Genomic DNA, 23,705 nt, shown 5'->3' on the forward strand with positions numbered 1-23,705 from the left:
AATTGAAAAAAATGAAAAATCAAAATAAAATAATAGCAACCATCGACGGCAACGAAGCTGCTGCGTACATCGCGTACAGAGTAAACGAAGTTTGTGCCATTTATCCTATTACGCCATCTTCTACTATGGCAGAATTGGCAGACGAATGGGCGTCTAAAGGAATTAAAAATATCTGGGGAAACGTTCCCGAAATTATAGAAATGCAAAGTGAAGGGGGTGCTGCTGGTACAGTTCACGGTTCGCTTCAAGCTGGTGCTTTAACAACAACTTTTACCGCATCTCAAGGGTTAATGTTGATGCTTCCAAATATGTACAAAATTGCAGGAGAACTTACGAGTGCAGTTTTTCATGTGGCAGCACGTTCTTTGGCAGCACAAGCTTTGTCGATTTTTGGTGATCATCAAGATGTAATGGCGGCTAGAACTACTGGTTTTGCAATGCTTTCTTCTGCAAGTGTTCAAGAAGCGCATGATATGGCGCTCATTGCACAAGCTACCACTTTGAGAGCGAGAATTCCCTTTATTCATTTCTTTGACGGTTTCAGAACGTCTCACGAAGTGAACAAGATTAATCTTTTAAATGACGACCAAATCCGTGCAATGATAGATGATGAATTGGTGATTGCACATAGAAATAGAAGCCTAAATCCTGATAAACCTTTCGTAAGAGGAACTGCTCAGAATCCTGATGTTTATTTCCAAGGAAGAGAAACTTCTAATCCTTTTTATGCTAAAATTCCTACCATTTTAAAGGAAGAAATGAAGAAATTCTCTGAAATTTCGTGTAGAAATTATGCTCCTGTTACATATTACGGACATCCAGAAGCAGAAAATGTTATCGTAATTATGGGTTCTGGAGTAGAAACCGTGATTCCAACTTCAGAATTTTTGAATAAAAATGGAGAAAAAACAGGTGTTCTTAAAATCTCGTTGTTCAGACCATTTCCTAATGAAGATTTCATTTCGGTTTTACCAAAATCTGTGAAAAAAATTGCCGTTTTAGATAGAACCAAAGAGCCAGGAAGCAATGGTGAACCGATGTATCAAGACGTTTTGGTTTGCCTTACAGAAGCACTTACGAATGGAACTTTAGATAAAATGCCTAAAATTATTGGTGGTAGATACGGACTTTCGTCTAAAGAATTTACTCCAGCAATGGTAAAAGCGGTTTATGATAATTTAAAAACTGAAAATTCTAAAAACCATTTTACGGTAGGGATTACAGATGATGTAAGTTTTACCAGTATCAATGTAGATTATAGTTTCAAATTAGATGATTCTGGATGGAACCAAGCTCTATTTTTCGGTTTGGGAGCTGATGGAACTGTAGGTGCAAATAAAAACTCTATTAAGATTATAGGCGAAAATACAGAACTTTCAGCGCAAGGATATTTCGTTTATGATTCTAAAAAATCTGGAGCGAAAACCGTTTCTCACCTTCGTTTTGGGCACGAACCGATTGAAGCGCCTTATTTAATTTCAAAAGCAGATTTCATCGCTTGTCATTTCTTCAAATTTTTAGAAAATGAAGATATGCTCAGTTTTGCTAAAAATGGAGCGAAATTTTTATTGAATTCACCTTATTCTAAAGATGAAGTTTGGGATAAATTGCCTTACCAAGTTCAGCAACAATTGATTGAAAAAAATATTAGATTTTTTGTGATAGATGCCAATGAAGTTGCCGAAAATACAGGAATGCGAGGCAGAATTAATACCATTATGCAAACGTGTTTTTTCAAACTTTCAGGAGTTTTGCCAGAGGAAGAAGCCATCAAACAAATCAAAAAAGCGATTGAAAAAACGTATATCAAAAAAGGTCAAGCTGTAGTAAACAAAAACTTTGAAGCGGTAGACCAAACTTTGGCGAATTTGTTTGAAGTTAAAATTCCAACTGCGGTAACTGTCGAAAAAGGAGAGGAGCAAACTGTTGACGAAAATGCACCAGATTTTGTGAAAAATATCACCTACAAAATGATGATTGGCAAAGGTGATGATTTACCTGTAAGTGCTATTCCTGCTGATGGAACTTATCCTAATGGAACTACAAAATGGGAAAAACGTAATATTTCTGAAAAAGTAGCCCATTGGAATTCAGACATCTGTATTCAGTGTGGTAATTGTAGTTTTGTTTGTCCTCATTCTGTCATTCGTTCTAAATTTTATCACAAAGATTTATTGACTGAAGTTCCAGAAGGTTTCCAATCTGCACCAATTAATGCAAGAGGTTTCCCTGAAACCAAGTTCACGCTTCAGGTTTATGAAGAAGATTGTACTGGTTGTAAATTATGCTACGAAGCTTGTCCGGTTATCGACCAAGAAAATGAAGAATTGCGTGCGATTAATATTTTACCAAAAAATCCAGACCTTAAAAAACATAGAAAAGTGATTTCTTATTTCGAGAAATTACCAATTCACGATAAAAATATGGTGAATTATTCCACAGTTCACGGCGTACAATTCTTAGAACCAATGTTCGAGTTTTCTGGAGCTTGTGCAGGTTGTGGAGAAACACCTTACATTAAAGTGCTCACTCAACTTTTCGGTGATAGATTAATGGTAGCCAATGCAACGGGTTGTTCATCAATCTACGGAGGAAATTTACCAACTACACCTTGGAGTTCTAATTCTAAAGGAAAAGGACCAGCTTGGAGCAATTCTCTCTTTGAAGATAATGCCGAATTTGGTTTGGGAATGAGACTTTCTGCGGATAAGCAATTGCAAATGGCTCATTATTACGCCGAAAAATTAAAACCAGAATTGGGCGAAGATTTCATCAATGAAATTATCCATGCACCACAAAAATTAGAAAGTCAAATCATCAAACAAAGAGAAAGAGTAGAAATTCTAAAAAATAGATTGCAATTTTCTGAAAATCCAGATGCGAAACATCTTTATTCTCTTGCAGACCACTTGGTTCATCGTGCTGTCTGGCTCATTGGTGGTGATGGTTGGGCTTATGATATAGGAAGTGGAGGTTTAGACCATGCACTTTCTACAGGTAGAAATATCAATGTTTTGGTTTTAGATACTGAGGTTTACAGTAATACAGGAGGACAAAGTTCTAAAGCTACGCCAACTGCTGCTTCTGCGAAATTTGCAACTGCAGGAAAACGTGTTGGCAAAAAAGATTTGGCGATGCAAGCCATTTCTTACGGAAATGTTTACGTAGCAACTGTTGCGATGGGAGCAAATCCTCAACAAACATTATTGGCGATGCGTGAAGCAGAAGCTTATGACGGACCTTCATTAATTCTAGCGTACAGTCATTGTATTGCACACGGAATTGATATGGAAAAAGGTTTGAATCAACAAAAAATGGCGGTTTCTAGTGGTTATTGGCCATTGATTAGATTCAATCCTGTGTTGAGAAAAAACAATAAAAATCCGTTTATCTTAGATTCTATTCGTCCTACAATTCCGTTTGAAGAATATGCGTACAACGAATTGCGTTACCGAGTTCTAAAACAAACGCAACCGCAAGATGCAGAACATTTAATGCAATTAGCACAAGAAATTGTAGATTTAAGATGGAAAACGTACGAAGATATGGCTTCACTCGGAGCTGAAAACTTCCAACCGACTTTTTAATTGAAAGTTGAAAATTGAAAATGAAAACCTTGCTGAATTTCAAAATCAGTAAGGTTTTTTTTAATAAATTTGATATAAATAAATTTAAATGAAAAATCTAATAACCACATTTTTTCTTTTTCTTGGAATCGTTGCTTTTTCACAGGAAAAAACCTTTGATACTGTTTCTCAGCAATTAAAAAATTCATCTAAAATTGATAATAGCGATAAAAAAGTAGCTAATCTTTTGCAAAGATTTTATACCGAAGCATTACAGTCTGACAAAGGCGAGTTAAGTAATGATACTCCTGAAATAATTAATAAAACTTTTGAGGATAATAATTTAAAAAATGGATATATACTTTTTGTATTTTTCATGTATCAAGATTATATTTCTAAAACAGCAGCGATAGGTAAACCTACAAACTCAAAATATCAGGTTCAAGTGATGGATTTTTTATACAAAGAGAGTAAGGAGATTTGGGATAGAGTTCCTGCAATTATTTATATTTATGGATATGAAGCCCTTGAAAATGATAATAAAATAGAAGAATCTACAAAAATGATTTCCGAAGGATTGAAAGAGTATCCTGATTCTGTTCCTTTAAAGGTTTATCAGTACCTTAAAACAAAAGATCAACTTTTGAAAGAGGATTTAATTAAAAATCATGCTAACCATTGGATGGTTTTGCAATATAAACTTTAATGCAAACAAAAAATCCCTACCGAGAAATTGGTGGGGATTTTTTCAACACAAAAGTTTTTATTTAGATAAAAATAATTTGAGTGCCTTCTCCAGCTGCTCTTGCGTAGAAATCTCCTACAGTTAATATGCCTTCCACTTCTGGAGTTAAGTCTTCTTCTTTTAAATCAAACATTTCAAAAGCCAATTTACAAACCCAAAGTCTGCAACCAGAAGCGGATAAAATTTCTATAAATTCATCAATTGGCGGAATATCTAATTTTTCCATTTTAGATTTCATCATTTTGGTAGCGAGAGCTTCCATTCCTGGTAAACCTCCCAACATGGTAGGCATGTGCATTGCAGGATTTCCTACAGTAGCCACGTGAATGTCTTTTAGTCTGTCTTTAATTACAGCATCTAGTCCGAAGAAAGTAAAGAAAATTTCTGCTTCCATACCTTCCATTCTCGCTCCGTTTGCCAAAATAAAACCTGCGTAAACACTTTCTAAAGTTCCTTTAGAAATGATTACCATTACTTTTTCTATAGGTTTTAGAGATTTATCTAAATCTGCTAATGGATTTTTTAATAATGTAGTTTCCATATTTTTTGTTTTATTTATTGAGGGATTAGGTTTGAGGGATTAGGTTTTTAGTATTTGAAAAAAAATCAATTTACTAATCCCTTCATCCTAATTCCTAAATCCTTTTTAAATACAAGATTTTGGTTTAGAAATTCCTGCCAATCTACTAGAGATTTTTAGAGGTCCTTTTGGGAATAATTCATAGAATTCTTTAATGTCTACTACACCAGATTTTCCTACGCCTCTTATGGTTAATGCTACATCTTTTTTCTGTTGGTCTCTTAAATATTCTAACACGTCGAAATGTCTGTTTCCTAGTTCTAAACCGTCTTCTTTAGCCATTTCTTTAGCTACTTCGTGATTCCATTGGTTCATGTCTGTAAGGTATCCCTCGTCGTTTACATTGATTGTAAAACCTGCATAAGTTTTTTCCATTTTGATAATATTTTTTTGTTAATTTTTTTGAAATTTTAGAAATTCACCGTTCACAGTTCAGCGAATTCATTAATCACTTTTATACTGTTTCCTTGTCAAATTTCTTTCCTGCTCTGCTCATAGTAGGCGTTACGAAAGGTATTTTTCTGGCTGGGAGAAGCATATTCCAATATACCCATTTGAAAGCCATTTTTCCGAAGTGGTTAAAAGCACTTTCTTCTAATAAATTAAGTGGACCGATTCCAGCAAATGGGAATTTTCCTTTTAATGGTTCTACGTCATAATTGAAATCTATGAGTAATGCTTTTCCTTTTCCCGTTTCTATGAAACAATTGGCGTGACCGTCAAATTCTGGATTAAGTGGTTTTCCTTCTATATATTTTAGAATATTTTCAGTAAGAATTTCGGCTTCGAAATGCGCTACAGAACCAGCTTTAGAAGCAGGAACATTCGTAGCATCACCGATTACGAAAATGTTTTCTTTTACTTTACTTTGTAAGGTATTTTTATCAGTAGGAACGTAGTTTAGATCATCTCCAAAACCAGAACGAAGAATACATTCGTCTCCCATATTGGTTGGAATGGTAACTAATAAATCAAAATCTACCACTTCGCCACCGTAATCGAACATTTTTCCGTTTTCTCCTTCTATATGTTCTACTGCGAAATCTGGAACAATTTTTATATTTTTTTCCTCTAATAAATAATTGAGCGTTTCAGTAGTTTTAGGCTTTGTAAATGCGCCAGAAAGTGGAGTAACGTAAGAAATTTCTACTTTGTCTCTCATTCCTTTTTTGGTGAAGTAATCATCTGCTAAAAAAGCAAATTCTAGCGGAGCAACAGGACATTTTATTGGCATTTCTGTAATGTGAACTACTAACTTTCCTCCTGGCCAAGTTTCTAATTTTTTAGCCAAAGCACAACTTCCCTCAAAAGTATAGAAATCGAAAATATTTTTTTGCCAAGTGTCTCCTTTCATTCCCGGAACTTCTTCTGGAGCGATTTTACAACCTGTAGCAATGATGAGAATGTCATATTTTACATTTCTTCCGTTTTCTAAAATAACGGTATCTGTATCTTTATCTATTCTGTCGATTTTTTCACGAATAAGTTGAATTCCTTTTGGTAAAAATTCATCAATCGTTCTTTTTACATCTTCTGGTTGATAGGTTCCAAAAGGAATAAATAAAAATCCTGGCTGATAGTAATGAGACTTAAATTGGTCTACCAAAGTAATTTGCCAATCTTTTTTATTCAGTTTTTTTACTAGGTGATTCGCCATCATGGTTCCGGCGGTTCCTGCTCCTAAGATTACTAAGTTTTTCATATTTTTAACTTTGCAAGAATGAGTAATTCTTAATTTTCTTGTACAAAGTTACATCAGCGCAAAATGGACTTGTGTAACTTATATTACACAACCTCAATGACTTTTGTCATTAAAATCGAAATAAAATCCGTTATTTTTATTTGACTTAAATTTGTAAAAAATTAGAAAATGTACTTAGAAAAAGAGATAGAGTTCATCCTTACTTTAGACCAACTCAAAAATGTAATCCGTAGAAATTTTAATCATGACAATTCTAGAAGAGAAAATACAGCAGAACATTCATGGCAAGTGATTGTTTTTGCACAGATACTTTTTCCCTATGCTCGAAACAAAGAAAAAATAGATTTAGGAAGAGTAATTAAAATGCTTTCTATACATGATGTGGTAGAAATAGATGCAGGAGATACATTTTTCTATGATGAAAAAGCAAATGAAGGGAAATTCGAGCGTGAACTGGCTTCTGCTGAAAGAATTTTCGGGATTTTGGCAGAACCTATGAAATCAGAATTTATGAACCTTTGGTTAGAATTCGAAGCTGGGGAAACAGAAACCGCCATTTTTGCAAGTGCTGTAGACAGAATGATTCCTTTTGTGATGAATTGTTTTAACAATGGTTTGAGTTGGATAGAAGCAGGAGTAGAGTTCGAGAAGGTGCAAAAAATGCTTCGCCCGAGAATAGAATTGGCTTCAGAAGATATGCTTGACACCTTTGATGTGTTGATTAGAAAGGCTTTTGACGAAGGAAAACTTTTATAGCACTTATTCAATAAATTTCTTTATTTTCGCATCCCGGAGATTAACGATTAATTATTTAAAAATGAATAAAATTCCTAGCGTAGACTTACGCGATTTTCTTTCGGGAGACGAAACAAGAAAACAAAAATTTGTAAACGAAATTGGTAAAGCATACGAAGAAATAGGATTCGTAGCGCTTAAAGGTCATTTCTTAGACCAAAATTTAGTAGACCAATTGTACGCCGAAATCAAAAACTTCTTTAGCCTTCCTGTAGAAGTAAAATCAAAATACGAAATTCCTGGAATTGGCGGTCAAAGAGGTTATGTAGGCTTCGGAAAAGAAACTGCAAAAGGATTCAAAAAGGCTGATTTAAAAGAGTTTTGGCATTTCGGACAATATTTACCAGAAGGTTCTAAATATTTAGCAGAATATCCAGAAAATGTAGAAGTTGCAGAAGCGCCAGAATTTAACAAAGTAGGAAAAGAAGCCTATAAAATGTTAGAAAAAACTGGAATTTATGTATTGAGAGCTTTAGCAATATATGTAGGCTTAGATGAGTTTTATTTCGATAAATTCGTAGCAGAAGGAAACAGTATTCTTAGACCAATTCACTATCCACCAATTACGGAAGAGCCAAAAGATGCAGTAAGAGCAGCAGCTCATGGTGATATCAATTTAATCACTCTTTTAATGGGAGCTCACGGAAAAGGTTTACAAGTGAGAGACCACGAAGGAAATTGGGTAGATGCGATTGCGCAACCAGACGAATTGATGATAAATGTAGGCGATATGCTTTCTAGACACACCAATAATAAACTGAAGTCTACGATTCACCAAGTGGTAAATCCAGAGAGAGAATTATGGGGGACTTCTAGATATTCTATTCCGTTTTTCATGCATCCAGTAAGCGAAATGCCGTTAAACTGTTTAGAAAATTGTATTGACGAAGACCATCCTAAATTATACGAAGACACCACTGCTGGAGAATTCCTGCACGAAAGGTTAGTAGAATTAGGATTGATTAAATAAAATTTAATAAAATCTTAGATTTAAAAAGATGAAGCGTTCGCTTAAAAACGAATTAATTCGTTAAACTTTGCTCACTAAAATAATGAGCAAGTTTTTATTAAATCTTTGCGTTTCAAAAAAATAAATAATAAAATTTAAAAATCGAATCTTTTTTAAGGTTCGATTTTTTCTTTTTTAAAAACAAAAATCAAATAAATGATTCCGAAGATTACAGTCAGAAAAACTAAGAAAATTCGCCAATCTAATTTCTGTAAAATCACTCCGCTGAAACTTCCTAAAGCACTTGCGCCAATGTAATAAAGCAGCAAATAAAACGCAATCGTTACCGTTCTTTTTTCTTTTGAAAAATTCCCCACTGATTTACTGCAAACGGTATGCGCTACAAAAAAACTATACGTGAAAACGGCTAATCCTACAATCACAGCTATCGTATTTTGCAGGAAAAAGAAGAGAATTCCTAGAATTCCTACTAAACTCATGGTTTTTAAAACATTTTCAGAATTTTTGAGTTTTCTTTCCCAAAAACTGACATTCATAGAACCAAAAACGCCAGAAATATAAAGCACGTAAACATAAGAAATCCAACTTCTGGAAATGTTAAATGGTGCTTTGACCAAGAAAAAAGCCATGTAATTGTACAAACTTACAAACGTTCCTAGCAAAAGAAATCCTGTAATGTAATAAGGCAGTAATTTTGGGTGAGTAATGAGCTTGAAATTCGGTTCTATTAAAGTTTTAAAAGATTCTTTCTTTGGTTTGAAGTTTTGTGATTTTGGAGCGAGTATAAAAAATAAAATCGCAAAAATAAGACACCAAATTCCAATAAATTCTGAAGCAAATTGCCAAGATTTATAATGCGAAACCTGAGATGAAATCACTCTTCCTATCATTCCTCCCACTGCATTTCCTGCAATGTAAAATCCTGTAATTCTCAATTTTCTGTTTTCTGAAACTTCTTCTGCGATGTAAGCCAAACAAACCGAAGTAGCACCCGAAAGCAAAAATCCTTTCAAGAAATTAAGCGCAATTAATACGTTGAAATTTTCAGAAAATGAAGAGGTAAAAGCTAAAACTGCTGATGCAAATAAACAATATCCGATGACTTTTTTTCGGCTGTATCGGTCTGCTACGAAAGTGGAAGTAATTAAACCAAGAGCCATTCCAAAAGTCGCCGAAGAAACCGCAAAACTGCTTTTGGCTTTATTGATTTTGAAATATTCTACCAAATCAGGAAGCAACGCTTGATAATAATACAACAATCCAAAACATGATAATCCCGCCAAAAATACTGCAATAGCAATTTGTAAATCACGATTTTTGATGGTGTTTGATTTCATATTAATGTTCATGCAGATTTTAGTAATCATGCATATTATTGGAAAAATTAATCTGCCCAATTCGCTTAATCAGCGAGAGTTTTCAATTTTTCATTATTAAATTCTCTCCAGTTCGTCTTTGGAAATTTGCGTTTTAAAAAGTCCGTAATTCACGGTAACTTTTCCGTTTTTGTGAATGGTTTCTATGGTTCCCACAGAAGTAGAACCTGCAATACGAACTCGTTGACCAACTTTCATCCAAACGGCGCGTTCTTTTTGCGTTTTTTCTTCCAATTTTTGGTTGGTTTCTGCAATTTGAACTTGTATATTTTCCTTCTTGAGTTGTTGTTCTACTTTTCGTTTGGTAACTTTCAGTTTCTCAGATTCTGCTTTGTCTGAACCCAATTTTCGGAATTTTTCCTGCTCCAGAATTTTCACAAAATCTTTTACGATATCTTTTCTTGATTTTCCTTTCAGATAACCATCAATAAAGGCTTCTATCTTATTTCCGAACTGTAATTTTCGGTGTTCTTCTTCATATAATTTTTGGAAATTATACAGTTTTTGTTGAAGTTGCTCATTCAGTTTTTGCAGATTTTCGCGTTTATCTTCTACCGATTCTTTTTGCTCGACAAGGTTGGATTTCAGTTTTTCAACCTCAAATTTTTCTTGTTGCAATTTCACGATGGTTTTATCGAGATTTACCACGTCTTTTTCTACTTTAGAACGAGCATTTTTAATGATAAATCTTGGAATTCTATTTTTTTCTGCCACTTCAAAAGTGAAAGAACTTCCAGCTTGTCCCACTTCTAATTTGTACAAAGGTTCCAATGAATATTCATCGAAAAGCATCGCAGCATTTGTTGCATTGGGCAATTGTTCTACCACCAATTTAATGTTGGTGTAATGCGTGGTAATAATCGCGAAAGATTTTTTTTCGTAGAAAAATTCCAGAAAACTTTCTGCTAAAGCGCCACCTAATTCTGGATCAGAACCCGTCCCAAATTCATCAATCAAAAGCAAGGTGTTATCATCTGCTTCACGAATAATTCCAGACATTTTTTTAAGGCGAGAACTATACGTAGAAAGATGGTTTTCAATGGATTGATTGTCACCAATATCCGTTCTAATTTTTTCAAAAAAGAACATTTCAGATTTCGGATGAACAGGAACCAGAATTCCACTCTGAATCATCAGTTGAAGCAAACCAACGGTTTTCAGTGTGATGGATTTTCCACCAGCATTTGGTCCAGAAATACAGAGAATTCGGTTATGCTCTGTCAAAGTCAATGTTTGCGGATAGATTTCCTTTTTTTCTTCTCGGTTTCTCAATAAAAGTAACGGGTGAAATGCGTTGACCAATCTCATAGTTTTATGACGATTGATTTTGGGCAAAACGCCGCCAATTTTTTCTGCAAATTTGGCTTTTGCTCTGGTGATATCTAAATCGAAAATATATTTTTGATATTCTTCTAATTCTGGAGCAAAAATGGCAATTTCTGCCGTGAGTTTTCGCAGAATTTTATCCACTTCTTTCTTTTCTTCTTCTTCCGCTTCACGAAGTTTAAAGTAATGTCTAGAGACACTTTCTGGCTGAATGTAGGTGATAGAACCTGTTTTAGAAACGCCTAAAACTCTACCGGGAACACGTTTTTTGAAGCCAGATTTTACTGCCAAAACTCTTTGGTCATCAATCACGGTTTCTTTAATTTCATCTAAAAAATCGGTGGAGGAAAGATGAGAAAGTGTTTTGCTGAAATTCTCTTGAATATGTTTTTTGGCGTGCTGAATTTCGGTTCTCAAAGATTTTAAAATGGGTGAAGCTTCAGATTTTACTTCACCAAAACGATTAAAAACTTTGTCGATTTTATCTACAATTTCCTTCTTGAAATCCAATTGCATCACTTCTTCCAGCAAAATAGGGAAGGTTTCGGCAAGTATAGGAAAGAATTTCTGCAATTTCCCGATTTGTTCCGTTAGGTTTTTAATCTTGATAAAAGCAGCGTTTTCTAACCTGAAATTTTCGATATGCATCACCTTCAGTTCTGCTTCTATATCTTCATATTCACTAAACGGAATTGCGTTTGAACTCTCATAACTTGTGAGATATTCGGCAGTTTTTTTCAAAGTAATTTCTGCTTCATCTATTTTTAAAAGTTTGAGATGAAGGATTTTTTCTGCCACTTTTGGCGAATACGCATAAGGAGAAATTTCCGCGAGCAATTTCGGGAATTCTAATTCTTGTAAATTTTCTTTGGTTACTTGCACAATGCAAAGATAATGTAAAGTCGTTGAATTGTAAAGTTGTAAAATCGTTCCGATGATTTTTGTAAATTTGAGGAAATGGATTTTATGAAAAAACTAATAACAATTTTCACTGTTTTAAGTTTGATTTCTTGTAAAAAGGAAGTTCCAAAAACTGAAATAAAAAAAGAAAAAGTACCAGAAACAAAAGTTTGGGTAAGTAAAAATCAAAAATTTTTAGACCAATTTAAAACTGTAGATTTTGATACGCTTAAAGTATATTCTGGAGAAGAAATTTATAATGAAAATTTCGAATTTTTCGGGAAGAAAATTGATAGTTCAGATGTGAAATTATTTCCAAAACAATATAATGCTTTTGATAATGGCAAAGTAGAAACCTATGCAGTTTATAAGTTCAATATTGATGAGAATAATTTAGGTTTAATTGCTAGAACTCCTTCTGAATATTGGCCAACATCTTTGAAATTTTTTGTTTACAACAAAAGCCAAGAAAGAATTATAGATTTTACAGAAATTGCTGAAAGTTGGGGAGATGCAGGTGATCGTCTCATCAAAAAATCGTGGATTTATAAAGATAAAAATAATCAACTGAATTGCTTTCTTTGGTTGTATTATGCGCACGATGATAGCATGGACATAGATAATGAAACGCCAAGTTTTATGGAAAATTATTACTTTCTATTACAATTCAATAATGGAAAATTAGACACGATTAGTAAAAATAATGAACAATTAGAAAAACAATTTTCTAAAATTATTAAGAAAGAAAGTTTGTAGTTTTTTGCAAAAAAAATGCAACTTTACAACCCAACAAATTCACAACTTTACAACAAAACATGACTTGGACAGAAATTCTTGCCTCAATAAAAAATACAGAATATTTTGAAACGCTTTGGCAAAAAGTGAAAAATGAATATGCTACCACAAAATGTTTTCCGCCAAAAAATCAGATTTTCCGAGCGATTGAACTTACGCCTTTTGATGAGGTAGAAGTGGTAATTATTGGTCAAGATCCGTATCATAATGATTTTCAGGCAAATGGTTTGTGTTTTTCGGTTTCTGATTTGGTAAAAGCGCCACCTTCTTTGAAGAATATTTTTACAGAACTGAAAGACGATTTGGGAATTGTAAAAACCAGTAACGAACTGGATTCTTGGGCAAGACAAGGTGTTTTATTGCTCAATGCTACGCTTACCGTTCGTGCGCATGAACCCAATTCTCACAAAGATTTAGGCTGGGAAAAATTCACAGATTTTATCATCAAAGAAATTTCTGAGAAGAAAGAAAATGTGGTTTTTGTTTTGTGGGGCGCTTTTGCACAAAAAAAAGCTTCGCTCATAGATGAAACGAAGCATTTTATTATTCAGTCGGCGCATCCATCTCCGTTTTCGGTGTACAGAGGTTTTTACGGAAGCAGACCTTTTTCTAAAATTAATGAATATCTGATTTCTAAAAATAAGAAACCGATTAACTGGTAAATTATTCTACTTTAATATCTACCACATATTTTCCTTTCAGTTTTTCAAAGTTTACTTCTGTAGAATTGGCAGGATAAAAATTAACAAGCGTGTATTTGTGACCATTAAAAACGAAAGAATTTTTAAGGTTTTTTCCAGCATCATCTATCGTAGAAACGATGAATTTTCTAGGTCTAGAATGCACACTCATCACTTCTATTTCTGCAGAAGCATAACCTGCCCAAACACAACGAGCGTTCATCGGACATCTGTTGTCTTCGGTCACTTTATTGAAGGTGATGTTTACTTTTTCTTTTTCTAAAAAGATATTTTGTTTTTCGATCAAACGAGTAACGCCAGATTCTGGTTTTTCTGTAGGATAGGTAGAATTTACTTCTTGAGAGCTGGTTACAGGCATTTTCATTTCTGTAGATTTTTGTTGGCAAGTGCATTGAGTTACCACAAAGGTAGCTGCTGCTAATATTAAGAATTTAGTGTTCATATTTTAAGAATTGAAGATATTTATAATTACTACCAAAAACATTGCCAATCCTACCATAAGATTAAAACCTGTTCCGTAGATAAAGCCAATGAAAGCAGCTTTGGTCGCTTTGAGTGCTTTTTGTTTATCATTTCTGTCATGCAAAAGTTCGCCTAAGAAAACACCTAATAACATGCCAATTAAAAAACCAAGTGGAGGAAAAAATAAACCTACAATCGTCCCGATAAAACCTCCGTATTTTCCGTAATTGCTGCCGCCATATTTCTCGGTGGTTTTGATGGGAATAATGTAATTAAGCACCAATGAGATGAGTGTTAAAATCCCAAAAATGACAATATACCAAATAGAAAAATCTGGATTTGCGCCGTATTTGTAAAGAATTAATCCTACAAAACTCACAGCTAATCCTGGTAAAACAGGCAAGAAAGTTCCTAGAATTCCTATTCCTATGATGATAAGTGAGACAATGGTAATAATATTTTGCTCCATAAATCCTTAATTAGTTTGGTTAAAAGTAATAAATAAAAGCAAATTCCCAATGATATTTTTTATTTTTGCGTAAATTTCTAATATGGGATTTCTAAAAAGTTTTAGTGAGCAGATTCATTTTTTTGTGAAAGAAAATTTCACAGATAGCCTTATTTTACCCTTTCAAATTGGGTTAAAAATGCTATTGCTCTTTGCGTTTTTTTTCGTGATTGACATTCTTTTGAGATTGATTATTACTCTCATCTCTAGAATTTTGGTCAAAATTTCTAATAATGAATTTTTAAAATTTGCCTACAAAGCTAAGGTTCAAAACTCTATTGCACATTTATTTTCATTAGCATTTTGTTTTTGGCTCATAGATGATATTTTTTGGCGTCATCCTAAAAGTTTTACTTTTTTTGAAAGGCTATTAATGTTTGGACAAGTTTTAGTTTTTGCAATGCTTACTTACAGAATTGTTAAAACTTTTGAGGCCTATTATACACACAAAGAAGATCGATACAGGATTACAGCAATTAAAGCAATTTCTGAAAGTTTAAGAATTTTTGGAATGGTCATTTTCGCCATTATCGGAATTTTTGTAATTTTTGGAATTAGTCTCAATACGGTAATTACCTTTTTAGGAGCAATTACAGCCGTTATTCTATTGGTGTTTAGAGATACCATTTTGGGATTTGTAACAGGAATTCACGTTTCTACTTCTAAAAATATGAAAGTTGGTGACTGGATTGGAATTCCGAAGTATAATATTGAAGGAAATATTCAAGATATCAACTTATTGACGACAAAAATTGTCAATTTTGACAAAACCATTTCCACGATTCCTACCTATGATTTGCTTTCTACGGAAATCAGAAATCACCAAGTAATGTACGAAGGAAGCAGCCGAAGAATTAAGCGTTCGATTTATTTTAATATCAAGTCTTTCAAATTTGTGGATGATGAATTTTATGAAAAAGTAAAAGACATCAACTTGATTTCTGAATATATGGATAGAAAACTCCGCGAAATTGCAGAAAGTAAGAAGAATATTCCACATGCTGAAAGAATTATCAATGGTCAACAGTTAACCAACATCGGACTTTTTAGAAATTATGTGTTGAATTACCTCAAAAATAATCCAAAAGTAGATCAAGACGAAATTGTTTTGGTTCGTCAGTTAGAAATTTCACCTCAAGGAATGCCTTTAGAAATTTATTGTTTTGCCAACAAAGCAGAATTGGTAGATTACGAAAGAATTCAGGCAGATATTTTTGACCATATTCTTACCGCAGCACAAGAATTTGACCTTGAAATCATGCAAATAAGTAAAGCATAATATAAAATTTTAGAAATAGGATTATAGAAGTGGGACGAATTTTGTCAAAATCTAAAATCTAAAATCTAAAATCTAAAATCTAAAATAATGACAAAATTATCAGTAAATATCAATAAAATAGCGACCATCAGAAATGCAAGAGGCGCAGAAACTCCTAGTGTAACCGAAGCGGCGATTAAAATTCAGGAATTTGGCGGACAAGGAATTACCATTCATCCAAGACCAGACGAAAGACATATCACTAGAAAAGATGTGTACGATTTGAAACCTTTGGTGTATACAGAATTTAATATTGAAGGGAATCCTCATCGTCCGTTTATTGATATGGTTTTAGAAGTAAAACCAGAGCAAGTTACCTTGGTCCCAGATGCAGATGATGCCATCACTTCTAATGCAGGTTGGGATTGTGAGAAAAATCTAGATTTTTTAAAATCGGTGATTGCAGAATTTAAAAATGCAGGAATTAGAACGTCTATTTTCCTTGACCCAAATCCTGCAATGGTAAAATTTGCGGCAGAAACTGGAACAGACAGAATAGAATTGTATACAGAAGCTTACGCCAAAAATTACGAAACCAACAAAGAAGCTGCCATAAAACCTTATTATGAAACAGCTGTAGAAGCTACAAAATACGGTTTAGGAATCAATGCAGGTCACGATTTGAGTCTTGATAATTTAAAATATTTCGCCGACAATATTCCTAATTTATTGGAAGTTTCTATTGGTCACGCTTTAATTTCTGAAGCATTGTATTTAGGTTTAGAAAACACCATTCAAGCGTATTTGAAAAGGTTAGCGAAGTGGTAATTTAATTGAAAATTGAAAACCAAAAAAGCAGCGAAAAATTAAAATGAAAAAACCATTAATACTTTTCATTCTTTTTTTTGTTCAATTTTATTTTGGGCAAAAAATTGTTTTGTATGAAGGAAAAGAACAAACCATTTTTATTGATAACATAAACAATTCTGAATTTAAAAATAAAAGAGCTGATTTTTCTTTTGATGAATTTGATAAACAAGCCTATCAATATTCTTTGGAAAGTATTAAAAAGAATAATATCATTCTAAATAAATTTGATGCTAAGGATTTGCCAAAAAGATGGATTGAGTTGTTTCAATATAAAGGAAAATTTTACACTTATTATTATTGTGATTTTTGTGGAGATTATAGATTAGAGTTTAGGAAGAATATGCTTTTAGAAACAACATGTGAAGGTCCTAACATAATTTCTATAAATTTATTAAAAAAAGAAAATTCCAAAACTTTTACATTTGAAAGAATAAATGAATTGAATGATAAAAGAAAGGTAATTATCCATATTATTGATAAAGAAAAAGGAATTGCTGTTTTTGAATCTGAAATTAATGGTGAAGTTTCATATAAATTAATGTTAGATGTTACAAAAATAAATCAGTATCCAATGATAGTGAATGATTGTAAATCAAAACAAAGTGAATTTAGAGATTTTGAAGAACCAGACTTTAAAAAACTTTTAAACCAAAATTAAAAATCTGCTGAATCAGCCTAATCAGCAAGAAAAAATTAGATTCTAAAAATAGATTTTCCTTTGCAAGCTTTAGAAAAATAAGAAAACTCTGCGCATTTTGCGTGAATAAAATATGCAAATATTACATTCAAAAATATACGGACAAGAAAAAAACGGAACGCCATTGCTCGTTTTTCATGGACTTTTCGGGATGCTAGATAATTGGGGAAGTTTCGGAAAAGAGTTTGGAGAATTGTTTCCAACTCATTTGATTGATTTAAGAAATCACGGGAAAAGTTTCCATTCAGACGAGATGAATCATCAAGTTTTGGCAGATGATATTCTCAATTATATGAATTTTCATGGCATCGAAAAAGCCAATCTTCTCGGGCATTCTCTCGGTGGAAAAGCCGTGATGACTTTTGCGATTTCTTATCCTGAAAAAGTAGAAAAACTCATCGTAGCAGATATCGCTCCAAAAGCGTATCCTCCACATCATCAAGGAATTATCAAAGCTCTTCAATCGGTAAATTTCGATGAAGTAAAATCAAGACAAGACGTGGAAAACGTTTTATCTCAGTACATTCCAGAAAAATTTGTGATTCAGTTTTTGACTAAAAACTTGTATTGGACGGAAGATAAAAAACTCAATTGGCGTTTTAACATCAATACTTTGGCAGAAAAATACAATGATTTCGTTGCCAATGCAATAAAATTTGGAAAATTCGAGGGCGAAACTTTGTTTTTAGCGGGTGCAAAATCTCATTATATCCTTCCGCAAGATGAATTATTGATGCGCCAACAGTTCCCGAAATATCAATTGGTTTCTATTGCTAATGCAGGACACTGGCTTCAAGCCGAAAACCCAAAAGATTTTAATCAAGCGGTAAAAGAGTTTTTAACTTAATTCACCGTTGCTTTTACAAATTTCGAATTATAAGCATTCCCCAAAATACAATTGGTGGTAATGCCGAAATTGTAATCGCCAACTTTTAGGTTTTGCGTGTTGATTTTAATCTGAGTTTTGAAACTTTCGCCAGGTTTTAAAACGGTTGGCATTTTTTCAATTTCTGTAGGAATATCGGTTGTTTCTCTGTGCGCCAAAAATACAGCAGTAATGGTCACTGGAATTTCAGGATGATTGAAATCAACAGCATTTTTGGTAGGATTATAAATCGTAATCGGAATAATTTGATTGTTTTTGAGCTGTTCGGAAGGAAGCTCAAATTCTATTTTTAATCGATTAGGCGTTTGGAAATGTTCTACATAAAAACCATTGAAATTAATATTGTTTTCATCAATGATTTTTTGAGATTTTGGAGTGTTTGGTTTTTCTACAAAGACTCTTTTTCCAAAGTAGTTTTGTTCTCTTTGCCAAATGTCAAATTGTGTTTTTTTCACATTTAAAGAACCTAGAGTAGAAGATTCATTTCCCGTAAAATAGTTGTACAAAGAAGTCGATTGGAATGAACCGGTAAATAAAACGGGAGTTTTTCCTATTTTTTCAGCTAAAGCTTTGTACTTCTGTTCTTTACCTGTAAATTCTAGTTTTTTTGGTAAAAGATCTGTGAGCAATAAAACTCTGGTGGTGAAAACCAAAACCAATGAACCTAAAACGATAGTGCGCACATATTTTTGCCAAGATGGTTTTTCTTTGATAAATTGTAAAAATAAAATCACCATAGGAATAGAGGCAATAACTGTCCAGTGTGGTTCTACATGTCCTCTAAGACTGGTTAAAGCAAAGAAAATCAAGAAACCTACACATACAAAATAATAGGCTTTTTCTTGAAGATTTTGGTATTTATTTTTAAAAAGTAAAATCACAAAAGGAATTAAAATAAACGGATTGAAAACCGCAAACTGATTCGGTAAATATTCTAGGAAATATTTGATTTTAAACTTTTCTGAACGGTCTACTAAATGATATTGAAACGTAGGAAAATCATGCTCAATATGCCACATTAAATGCGGAATCATCAATAGAGAAGTTACAATTCCTGCAAGATAAATGTAAGGTTTGGTAAGCATTTTTAAGTTAGAAATTACCACAAAAAACACCAATAAAACCGCTTGATATTTACTGTAAAAAAGCAATGCTACAGAAATTCCTAATAAAACTGCGTTCCAGAAGTTTTGTTTTTCGGTAAATCTTTGGTATAAAATAAAAAATACTGTCCCGAAAAATAATAGAGGAACATCTGGCGTGGTGATAAATGAATAAGCATTCATCATGACTAAACCTAGCGATAGAATGATAAATTCATTTACATAAGAGGCTTTGTCTTGAGGCAAAAGGTATTTCCAGATCAGGAATAAATTTCCAGAAAATAATAAAACGGTTAAAAATCTTACTCCCAGATTTCCATCAAAAAAAAGTTGAGAAATCTTAATCACCAATGCTACCATCGGTGGATGGTCATAATATCCCCAGTCTAAATCTCTTGCATATTGGTAATAATAGGCTTCGTCTAAAGTGATTTCCGTAAAATATGCCTGTAAAAGATTCACCAATGTGATGAGAATTAAAAAGAAATAAAATTTTTTATATGGATTTTTGAGGATTTCAGACATATCTTTTGCTTTTTGCAAAAATAACAAACTTTATCATCTAAATAGCAAACTTAAAATTCTTTAAATTTCTATATTTGCATAAGTTATGATATTAGTTACAGGTGCAACAGGAATTCTCGGAAGAGTAATCGTTTTAGAACTGCTAAAACGTGGCAAAACAGTACGCGCTACAAAAAGAAAATCCAGCAATCTGCAGGAGGTTAGAAAATCATTTCAATTTTATACAGAAACTCCTGATGAATATTTTGATTCCATAGAATGGATAGAAGTAGATTTTGAAGATATTCATTCGCTACAAAACGCCTTAAATGGAGTAGAAGAGGTTTATCATTGCGCCGCTAAAGTGAGTTTTCATCCTAAAGATGAAAAAAAAATGTATCAAACTAATATTGAAGGCACAAAACAACTTCTGTTTGCTTGTCAAAATTCTTCGGTGAAGAAATTCCTTTTTGTAAGTTCTATTGCGGTTTTAGATGGATTGAATGAAAACGGAGAATTAGACGAAAGTTCTGATTTTAATCCGAAAATCGACCATTCTGCGTATGCAATTTCTAAACATTTTTCGGAAATGGAAGTTTGGCGTGCATCAGCAGAAGGTTTAAACACGGTAATTGTAAATCCAGGAATTATCATTGGTAGCGGAAATTGGAAAGAAAGCAGCGGAACTTTATTCAAGGAATTAGGAGAGAATGCCTATACATTTTCTGGAGGAACTTCTTACGTGGATGTTCGAGATGTGGCTCAGATTTCCATTGAATTGATGGAAAAAAAATTTTTCGGTGAAAGATTTATCTTAATTTCTGAAAATAAGAAATACCAAGACGTTGCCAATTCTATCAAACAAAAATTAGGAAAACAAGCAGTAAAACTCGTTCCAAATGGTTTGTTGAAAACGGGAGTTTTCTTAAATTCAATTTTAGGCTGGCTTATTTCTCCACTGAAAATGGCGAATAAAGTAAACGTACAATCGGTTACCGAATTCAATAAAATATCAAATAAAAAAATCAAAGAAAAGCTCAATTATCAGTTCATTCCATTGGAAGAAAGTTTAGCTTTTCATTTAGAAAATTATTTAAAGAGAAAGGAAGTAGGGAGTTAGAAGCTGGAAGTTTGAAAATCTTTGATTTTCAACTTTGTCTAACTTTGCAAATTCGCTTTAGCGAATTCTTAAAATATTTTCAAAGAATTATAAAAAAATCTTTGCGTTTTAAAAAAAAATATGGAAAATCAATTTTTAGGAAATCAACATTTCAATATATCAAATCAAGTGGTTTCGGCAATTTGTCCGTCAAATATTGCTTTAATCAAATATTGGGGAAAATACGCCAACCAAATTCCTGCAAATCCTAGTATTTCATATACTTTGAATCATTGCAATACCCAAACTTCAATGGAGTTTTTGGCAAATGAGCCTTTTTCTGTTCAGACTTTTTTGGCAGGAAATGAAGAAGTGAAATTTGCAGAAAAAATCGAGAAATATTTTAAAAATATTGAACAATATTTGCCTTGGATTCTCAAAGGGAAATACGTTATTAAAACCGAAAATACATTTCCGCACAGTTCAGGAATTGCAAGTTCGGCTTCTGGTTTTGGAGCCATTGCAAGTTGCTTGATGGAATTGGATAAAGTATTTACCAACACGGAAATTGATGTAAAGAAAACTTCATTTTTAGCGCGTTTAGGAAGCGGAAGTGCTTGCAGAAGTTTGTATAACGGTCTTGTAGTTTGGGGGAAAACGGATGAAGTGGAAGGAAGTTCTGATTTATACGCAGTAAAATATCCTGATGAAGAAATTCATCCGATTTTTAAAAATTTCAATGACTGGGTTTTACTAATTCACGAAGGCGAAAAATCGGTAAGTTCTACCGTTGGTCACGGTTTGATGAATACCAATCCGTATGCAGAAAGACGTTTCCAAGAAGCGAAAGAGAATTTTGTTCCATTAAAAGAGATTTTAAAAACAGGAAATCTTGAGAAATTTATTACGTTGGTAGAACACGAAGCATTGACGCTTCATGCGATGATGATGATGAGCGAACCGGCTTTTATTTTGATGAAAACAGGAACGTTGGAAGTCATTAATAAACTTTGGAGTTTCCGTAAAGAAACAGGGCATCCATTATTTTTTACGCTTGATGCTGGTGCAAATGTTCACTTGCTTTTCCCAGAAAACGAAAGCACAAGAGCTATAAAAGATTTTATCTCTGCAGAATTATTGCCTCATACCCAAAAAGGTGGAGTAGTAAAAGATGTGATGAGGTTTTAAATCAATAGGAACGGGCTTTAGCCCGTTTTTTAATTTAGAAATAAATTCAAAACATTTCTTACCTTACATCAATTCATTCGCTTCTTAGAAATGCTAATTTTGAAGAAAATTTAGAAAATGAAAAAATTCGAAATAGGAGTTGGAATGTTTGGCGATTTGGCTTTCGATAAAGAAACCCGAAAATTTGCCGATCCTCAACAAAAATTACAGGAAATTTTAGCGGAAATAAAACTCGCAGATGAGTTAGGAATTGATGTATTTGCTTTGGGCGAACATCACCGACCAGATTATGTGGTTTCTTCCCCAGAAATGGTGCTTTCTGCAGCTGCTTCTATCACTAAAAATATCAAGTTAATGAGCGCGGTTACTGTTTTAAGTTCAGCAGAACCCGTAAAAGTGTATCAAGATTTTTCTACTTTGGATTTAATTTCTGGTGGAAGAGCCGAAATTGGCGTAGGTAGAGGAAGTTTCATTGAATCTTTTCCGCTTTTTGGTTATGATTTAGATGATTATCACGAACTTTTTGAAGAAAAATTAGATTTATTACTTAAAATAAATACTCAAGAAAAGGTAACTTGGAAGGGTAAACTTCGTGCTCCTATGGAAAATCAAACGGTTTATCCTAGAGCGACGAACAACGGAAAATTGCCAGTTTGGATTGCAGTTGGAGGAACTCCAGAATCTGTGGTAAGAGCTGCTAGATTAGGTTTGCCGTTAATCGTGGCAATTATTGGTGGTTTGCCAAGACAATTTAAGCCATTAATTGATTTTTATAAAAAAGAATATCTGAAACACGGTCATAATCCAGAGGAAATGCAAATCGGGATTCATTCTCACACTTTAGTCAGCGAAGATCCTGAAGTTATTGATGGATATTTTGAAAATTATGCCGCTCAAATGGATAGAATTGGCAGTTCCAGAGGTTGGGCTCCTTATACTAAAATGCAGTACGAAGGCGGCAGAAGCAAAGAAGGCGCTCTATTTATTGGAAATTCTGATGAGGTAGCCGAAAAAATCAATACTGTGAAAGAAATGTTTGGCTTAACCAGATATATCGCTCACATGGATGTTGGTGCGCCAAATCACGAGGTGATGATGAAAAGTATAGAATTATTCGGAACGAAAGTTGCTGAAAAAGTAAGATAATTTTAAAGTCATGAAAATACATCATATTGCCATTATCTGTTCTGATTATCAGGTTTCTAAAAGGTTTTACACAGAAATTTTAGGACTGAATATCATCAGAGAAGTTTACCGAGAAGAAAGACAATCTTACAAGCTAGATTTGGCGATTGGTGATGATTATGTCATTGAATTATTTTCTTTTCCGAATCCACCAAAAAGACCTTCTAGGCCAGAAAGTTGTGGCTTAAGACATTTGGCTTTTGCAGTAGAAAATGTAGAAGAAAAACGAACAGAACTATTGCAAAAAGGAATCGATTGTGAAGAAATTAGAATAGATGAATTTACAGAGAAAAAATTCTTTTTCATTGCTGATCCAGATGATTTACCTTTAGAATTTTACGAAATGTAACTTTTCAAAATATCAAAAGACTTATTTATTGAATTTTTAAGAAATTTTTGTGAGTTTTGAACAAATATTTCTGAAACGCAAAGTTTTATTTTAACAGCAATCAAACAAAGAAAGCAAAGTTTTTTCGCTTTGCGAATTTT

General features: G+C 33.2%; 21 protein-coding genes and 1 pseudogene. 14 read left to right on the plus strand and 8 right to left on the minus strand.

Going from position 1 to position 23,705, the window contains the following annotated elements; genetic code table 11:
• Positions 1-11: 11 nt before the first annotated feature.
• Together nifJ and ACT53I_RS02185 are read left to right on the plus strand one after the other, a co-directional pair.
• On the plus strand, positions 12-3,587 hold the full coding sequence (gene nifJ, locus ACT53I_RS02180) for a pyruvate:ferredoxin (flavodoxin) oxidoreductase (protein WP_476078235.1): 3,576 nt from the start codon (positions 12-14) through the stop codon (positions 3,585-3,587).
• Positions 3,588-3,675: 88 nt separating this feature from the next.
• Positions 3,676-4,272: a hypothetical protein gene (locus ACT53I_RS02185; protein ID WP_476078236.1), complete on the plus strand. Its 597-nt coding sequence runs from the start codon at positions 3,676-3,678 to the stop codon at positions 4,270-4,272.
• 61 nt (positions 4,273-4,333) lie between these two features.
• Here ACT53I_RS02185 and ACT53I_RS02190 read toward each other — a convergent pair whose 3' ends face one another.
• The 3 genes from ACT53I_RS02190 to sqr all read right to left on the minus strand — a co-directional run bounded on the left by ACT53I_RS02190 (position 4,334) and on the right by sqr (position 6,593).
• Positions 4,334-4,852, minus strand: a complete 519-nt coding sequence (locus ACT53I_RS02190; protein ID WP_069797016.1) for a DsrE/DsrF/DrsH-like family protein — start codon at positions 4,850-4,852, stop codon at positions 4,334-4,336.
• Between the two features lie 105 nt (positions 4,853-4,957).
• Positions 4,958-5,266, minus strand: a complete 309-nt coding sequence (locus ACT53I_RS02195) for a TusE/DsrC/DsvC family sulfur relay protein (RefSeq protein WP_069797015.1) — start codon at positions 5,264-5,266, stop codon at positions 4,958-4,960.
• A 79-nt stretch (positions 5,267-5,345) separates the two neighbouring features.
• Positions 5,346-6,593 (minus strand): type III sulfide quinone reductase, selenoprotein subtype, encoded by a 1,248-nt coding sequence (gene sqr, locus ACT53I_RS02200; protein ID WP_371462477.1) that lies wholly within the window; start codon positions 6,591-6,593, stop codon positions 5,346-5,348.
• A 168-nt stretch (positions 6,594-6,761) separates the two neighbouring features.
• Between sqr and ACT53I_RS02205 the strand changes: the two genes are divergently transcribed.
• Together ACT53I_RS02205 and ACT53I_RS02210 are read left to right on the plus strand one after the other, a co-directional pair.
• On the plus strand, positions 6,762-7,349 hold the full coding sequence (locus tag ACT53I_RS02205; protein ID WP_371462480.1) for an HD domain-containing protein: 588 nt from the start codon (positions 6,762-6,764) through the stop codon (positions 7,347-7,349).
• Positions 7,350-7,410: 61 nt separating this feature from the next.
• A complete protein-coding gene (locus ACT53I_RS02210; RefSeq protein WP_476078237.1) occupies positions 7,411-8,358 on the plus strand; it encodes an isopenicillin N synthase family dioxygenase in 948 nt (315 codons plus the stop codon).
• Between the two features lie 152 nt (positions 8,359-8,510).
• Here ACT53I_RS02210 and ACT53I_RS02215 read toward each other — a convergent pair whose 3' ends face one another.
• Together ACT53I_RS02215 and ACT53I_RS02220 are read right to left on the minus strand one after the other, a co-directional pair.
• Entirely contained in the window at positions 8,511-9,707 is a 1,197-nt protein-coding gene (locus ACT53I_RS02215; protein ID WP_476078238.1) for an MFS transporter, read from the minus strand.
• Positions 9,708-9,791: 84 nt separating this feature from the next.
• Entirely contained in the window at positions 9,792-11,942 is a 2,151-nt protein-coding gene (locus ACT53I_RS02220; protein WP_476078239.1) for an endonuclease MutS2, read from the minus strand.
• Positions 11,943-12,026: 84 nt separating this feature from the next.
• On the opposite strand from ACT53I_RS02220, the gene ACT53I_RS02225 reads away from it, so the two are divergent.
• Complete coding sequence (locus ACT53I_RS02225; RefSeq protein WP_476078240.1) at positions 12,027-12,716, plus strand: hypothetical protein; 690 nt, start codon at positions 12,027-12,029, stop codon at positions 12,714-12,716.
• Positions 12,717-12,769: 53 nt separating this feature from the next.
• Positions 12,770-13,417: pseudogene (locus ACT53I_RS02230) on the plus strand (uracil-DNA glycosylase); the annotation flags it as partial.
• A gap of 1 nt (position 13,418) precedes the next feature.
• On the opposite strand, the gene ACT53I_RS02235 reads toward ACT53I_RS02230, so the two are convergent.
• Together ACT53I_RS02235 and ACT53I_RS02240 are read right to left on the minus strand one after the other, a co-directional pair.
• On the minus strand, positions 13,419-13,898 hold the full coding sequence (locus ACT53I_RS02235; protein ID WP_476078241.1) for a hypothetical protein: 480 nt from the start codon (positions 13,896-13,898) through the stop codon (positions 13,419-13,421).
• 3 nt (positions 13,899-13,901) lie between these two features.
• Positions 13,902-14,387: a DUF456 domain-containing protein gene (locus tag ACT53I_RS02240; RefSeq protein ID WP_476078242.1), complete on the minus strand. Its 486-nt coding sequence runs from the start codon at positions 14,385-14,387 to the stop codon at positions 13,902-13,904.
• 178 nt (positions 14,388-14,565) lie between these two features.
• On the opposite strand from ACT53I_RS02240, the gene ACT53I_RS02245 reads away from it, so the two are divergent.
• The 4 genes from ACT53I_RS02245 to ACT53I_RS02260 all read left to right on the plus strand — a co-directional run bounded on the left by ACT53I_RS02245 (position 14,566) and on the right by ACT53I_RS02260 (position 18,098).
• Positions 14,566-15,705: a mechanosensitive ion channel family protein gene (locus tag ACT53I_RS02245; protein WP_476078243.1), complete on the plus strand. Its 1,140-nt coding sequence runs from the start codon at positions 14,566-14,568 to the stop codon at positions 15,703-15,705.
• An 87-nt stretch (positions 15,706-15,792) separates the two neighbouring features.
• A complete protein-coding gene (locus ACT53I_RS02250; RefSeq protein WP_476078244.1) occupies positions 15,793-16,512 on the plus strand; it encodes a pyridoxine 5'-phosphate synthase in 720 nt (239 codons plus the stop codon).
• A gap of 43 nt (positions 16,513-16,555) precedes the next feature.
• Positions 16,556-17,212, plus strand: coding sequence for a hypothetical protein (locus tag ACT53I_RS02255; RefSeq protein ID WP_476078245.1), 657 nt, complete (start codon positions 16,556-16,558; stop codon positions 17,210-17,212).
• A gap of 112 nt (positions 17,213-17,324) precedes the next feature.
• Entirely contained in the window at positions 17,325-18,098 is a 774-nt protein-coding gene (locus ACT53I_RS02260) for an alpha/beta fold hydrolase (RefSeq protein ID WP_476078246.1), read from the plus strand.
• On the opposite strand, the gene ACT53I_RS02265 is transcribed toward ACT53I_RS02260, so the two are convergent.
• Positions 18,095-19,765 carry an ArnT family glycosyltransferase gene (locus tag ACT53I_RS02265; protein ID WP_476078247.1) on the minus strand — a complete coding sequence of 557 codons (1,671 nt, stop codon included), beginning with the start codon at positions 19,763-19,765 and terminating at the stop codon, positions 18,095-18,097. The genes ACT53I_RS02260 and ACT53I_RS02265 overlap by 4 nt on opposite strands.
• Positions 19,766-19,850: 85 nt before the next feature.
• On the opposite strand from ACT53I_RS02265, the gene ACT53I_RS02270 reads away from it, so the two are divergent.
• The 4 genes from ACT53I_RS02270 (at position 19,851) to gloA2 (ending at position 23,565) form a co-directional block, all read left to right on the plus strand.
• Complete coding sequence (locus ACT53I_RS02270) at positions 19,851-20,864, plus strand: NAD-dependent epimerase/dehydratase family protein (protein ID WP_476078248.1); 1,014 nt, start codon at positions 19,851-19,853, stop codon at positions 20,862-20,864.
• A gap of 120 nt (positions 20,865-20,984) precedes the next feature.
• A complete protein-coding gene (locus ACT53I_RS02275) occupies positions 20,985-22,031 on the plus strand; it encodes a diphosphomevalonate decarboxylase (RefSeq protein WP_476078249.1) in 1,047 nt (348 codons plus the stop codon).
• 117 nt (positions 22,032-22,148) lie between these two features.
• Positions 22,149-23,177, plus strand: coding sequence for an LLM class flavin-dependent oxidoreductase (locus tag ACT53I_RS02280; RefSeq protein ID WP_476078250.1), 1,029 nt, complete (start codon positions 22,149-22,151; stop codon positions 23,175-23,177).
• A gap of 10 nt (positions 23,178-23,187) precedes the next feature.
• The gene (gene gloA2, locus ACT53I_RS02285; RefSeq protein WP_476078251.1) at positions 23,188-23,565 is read left to right on the plus strand and encodes an SMU1112c/YaeR family gloxylase I-like metalloprotein; all 378 of its coding nucleotides are present in this window, start codon (positions 23,188-23,190) and stop codon (positions 23,563-23,565) included.
• The last annotated feature ends 140 nt before the right edge of the window (positions 23,566-23,705 follow it).

Source organism: Cloacibacterium sp. DMC96 (assembly GCF_056313765.1).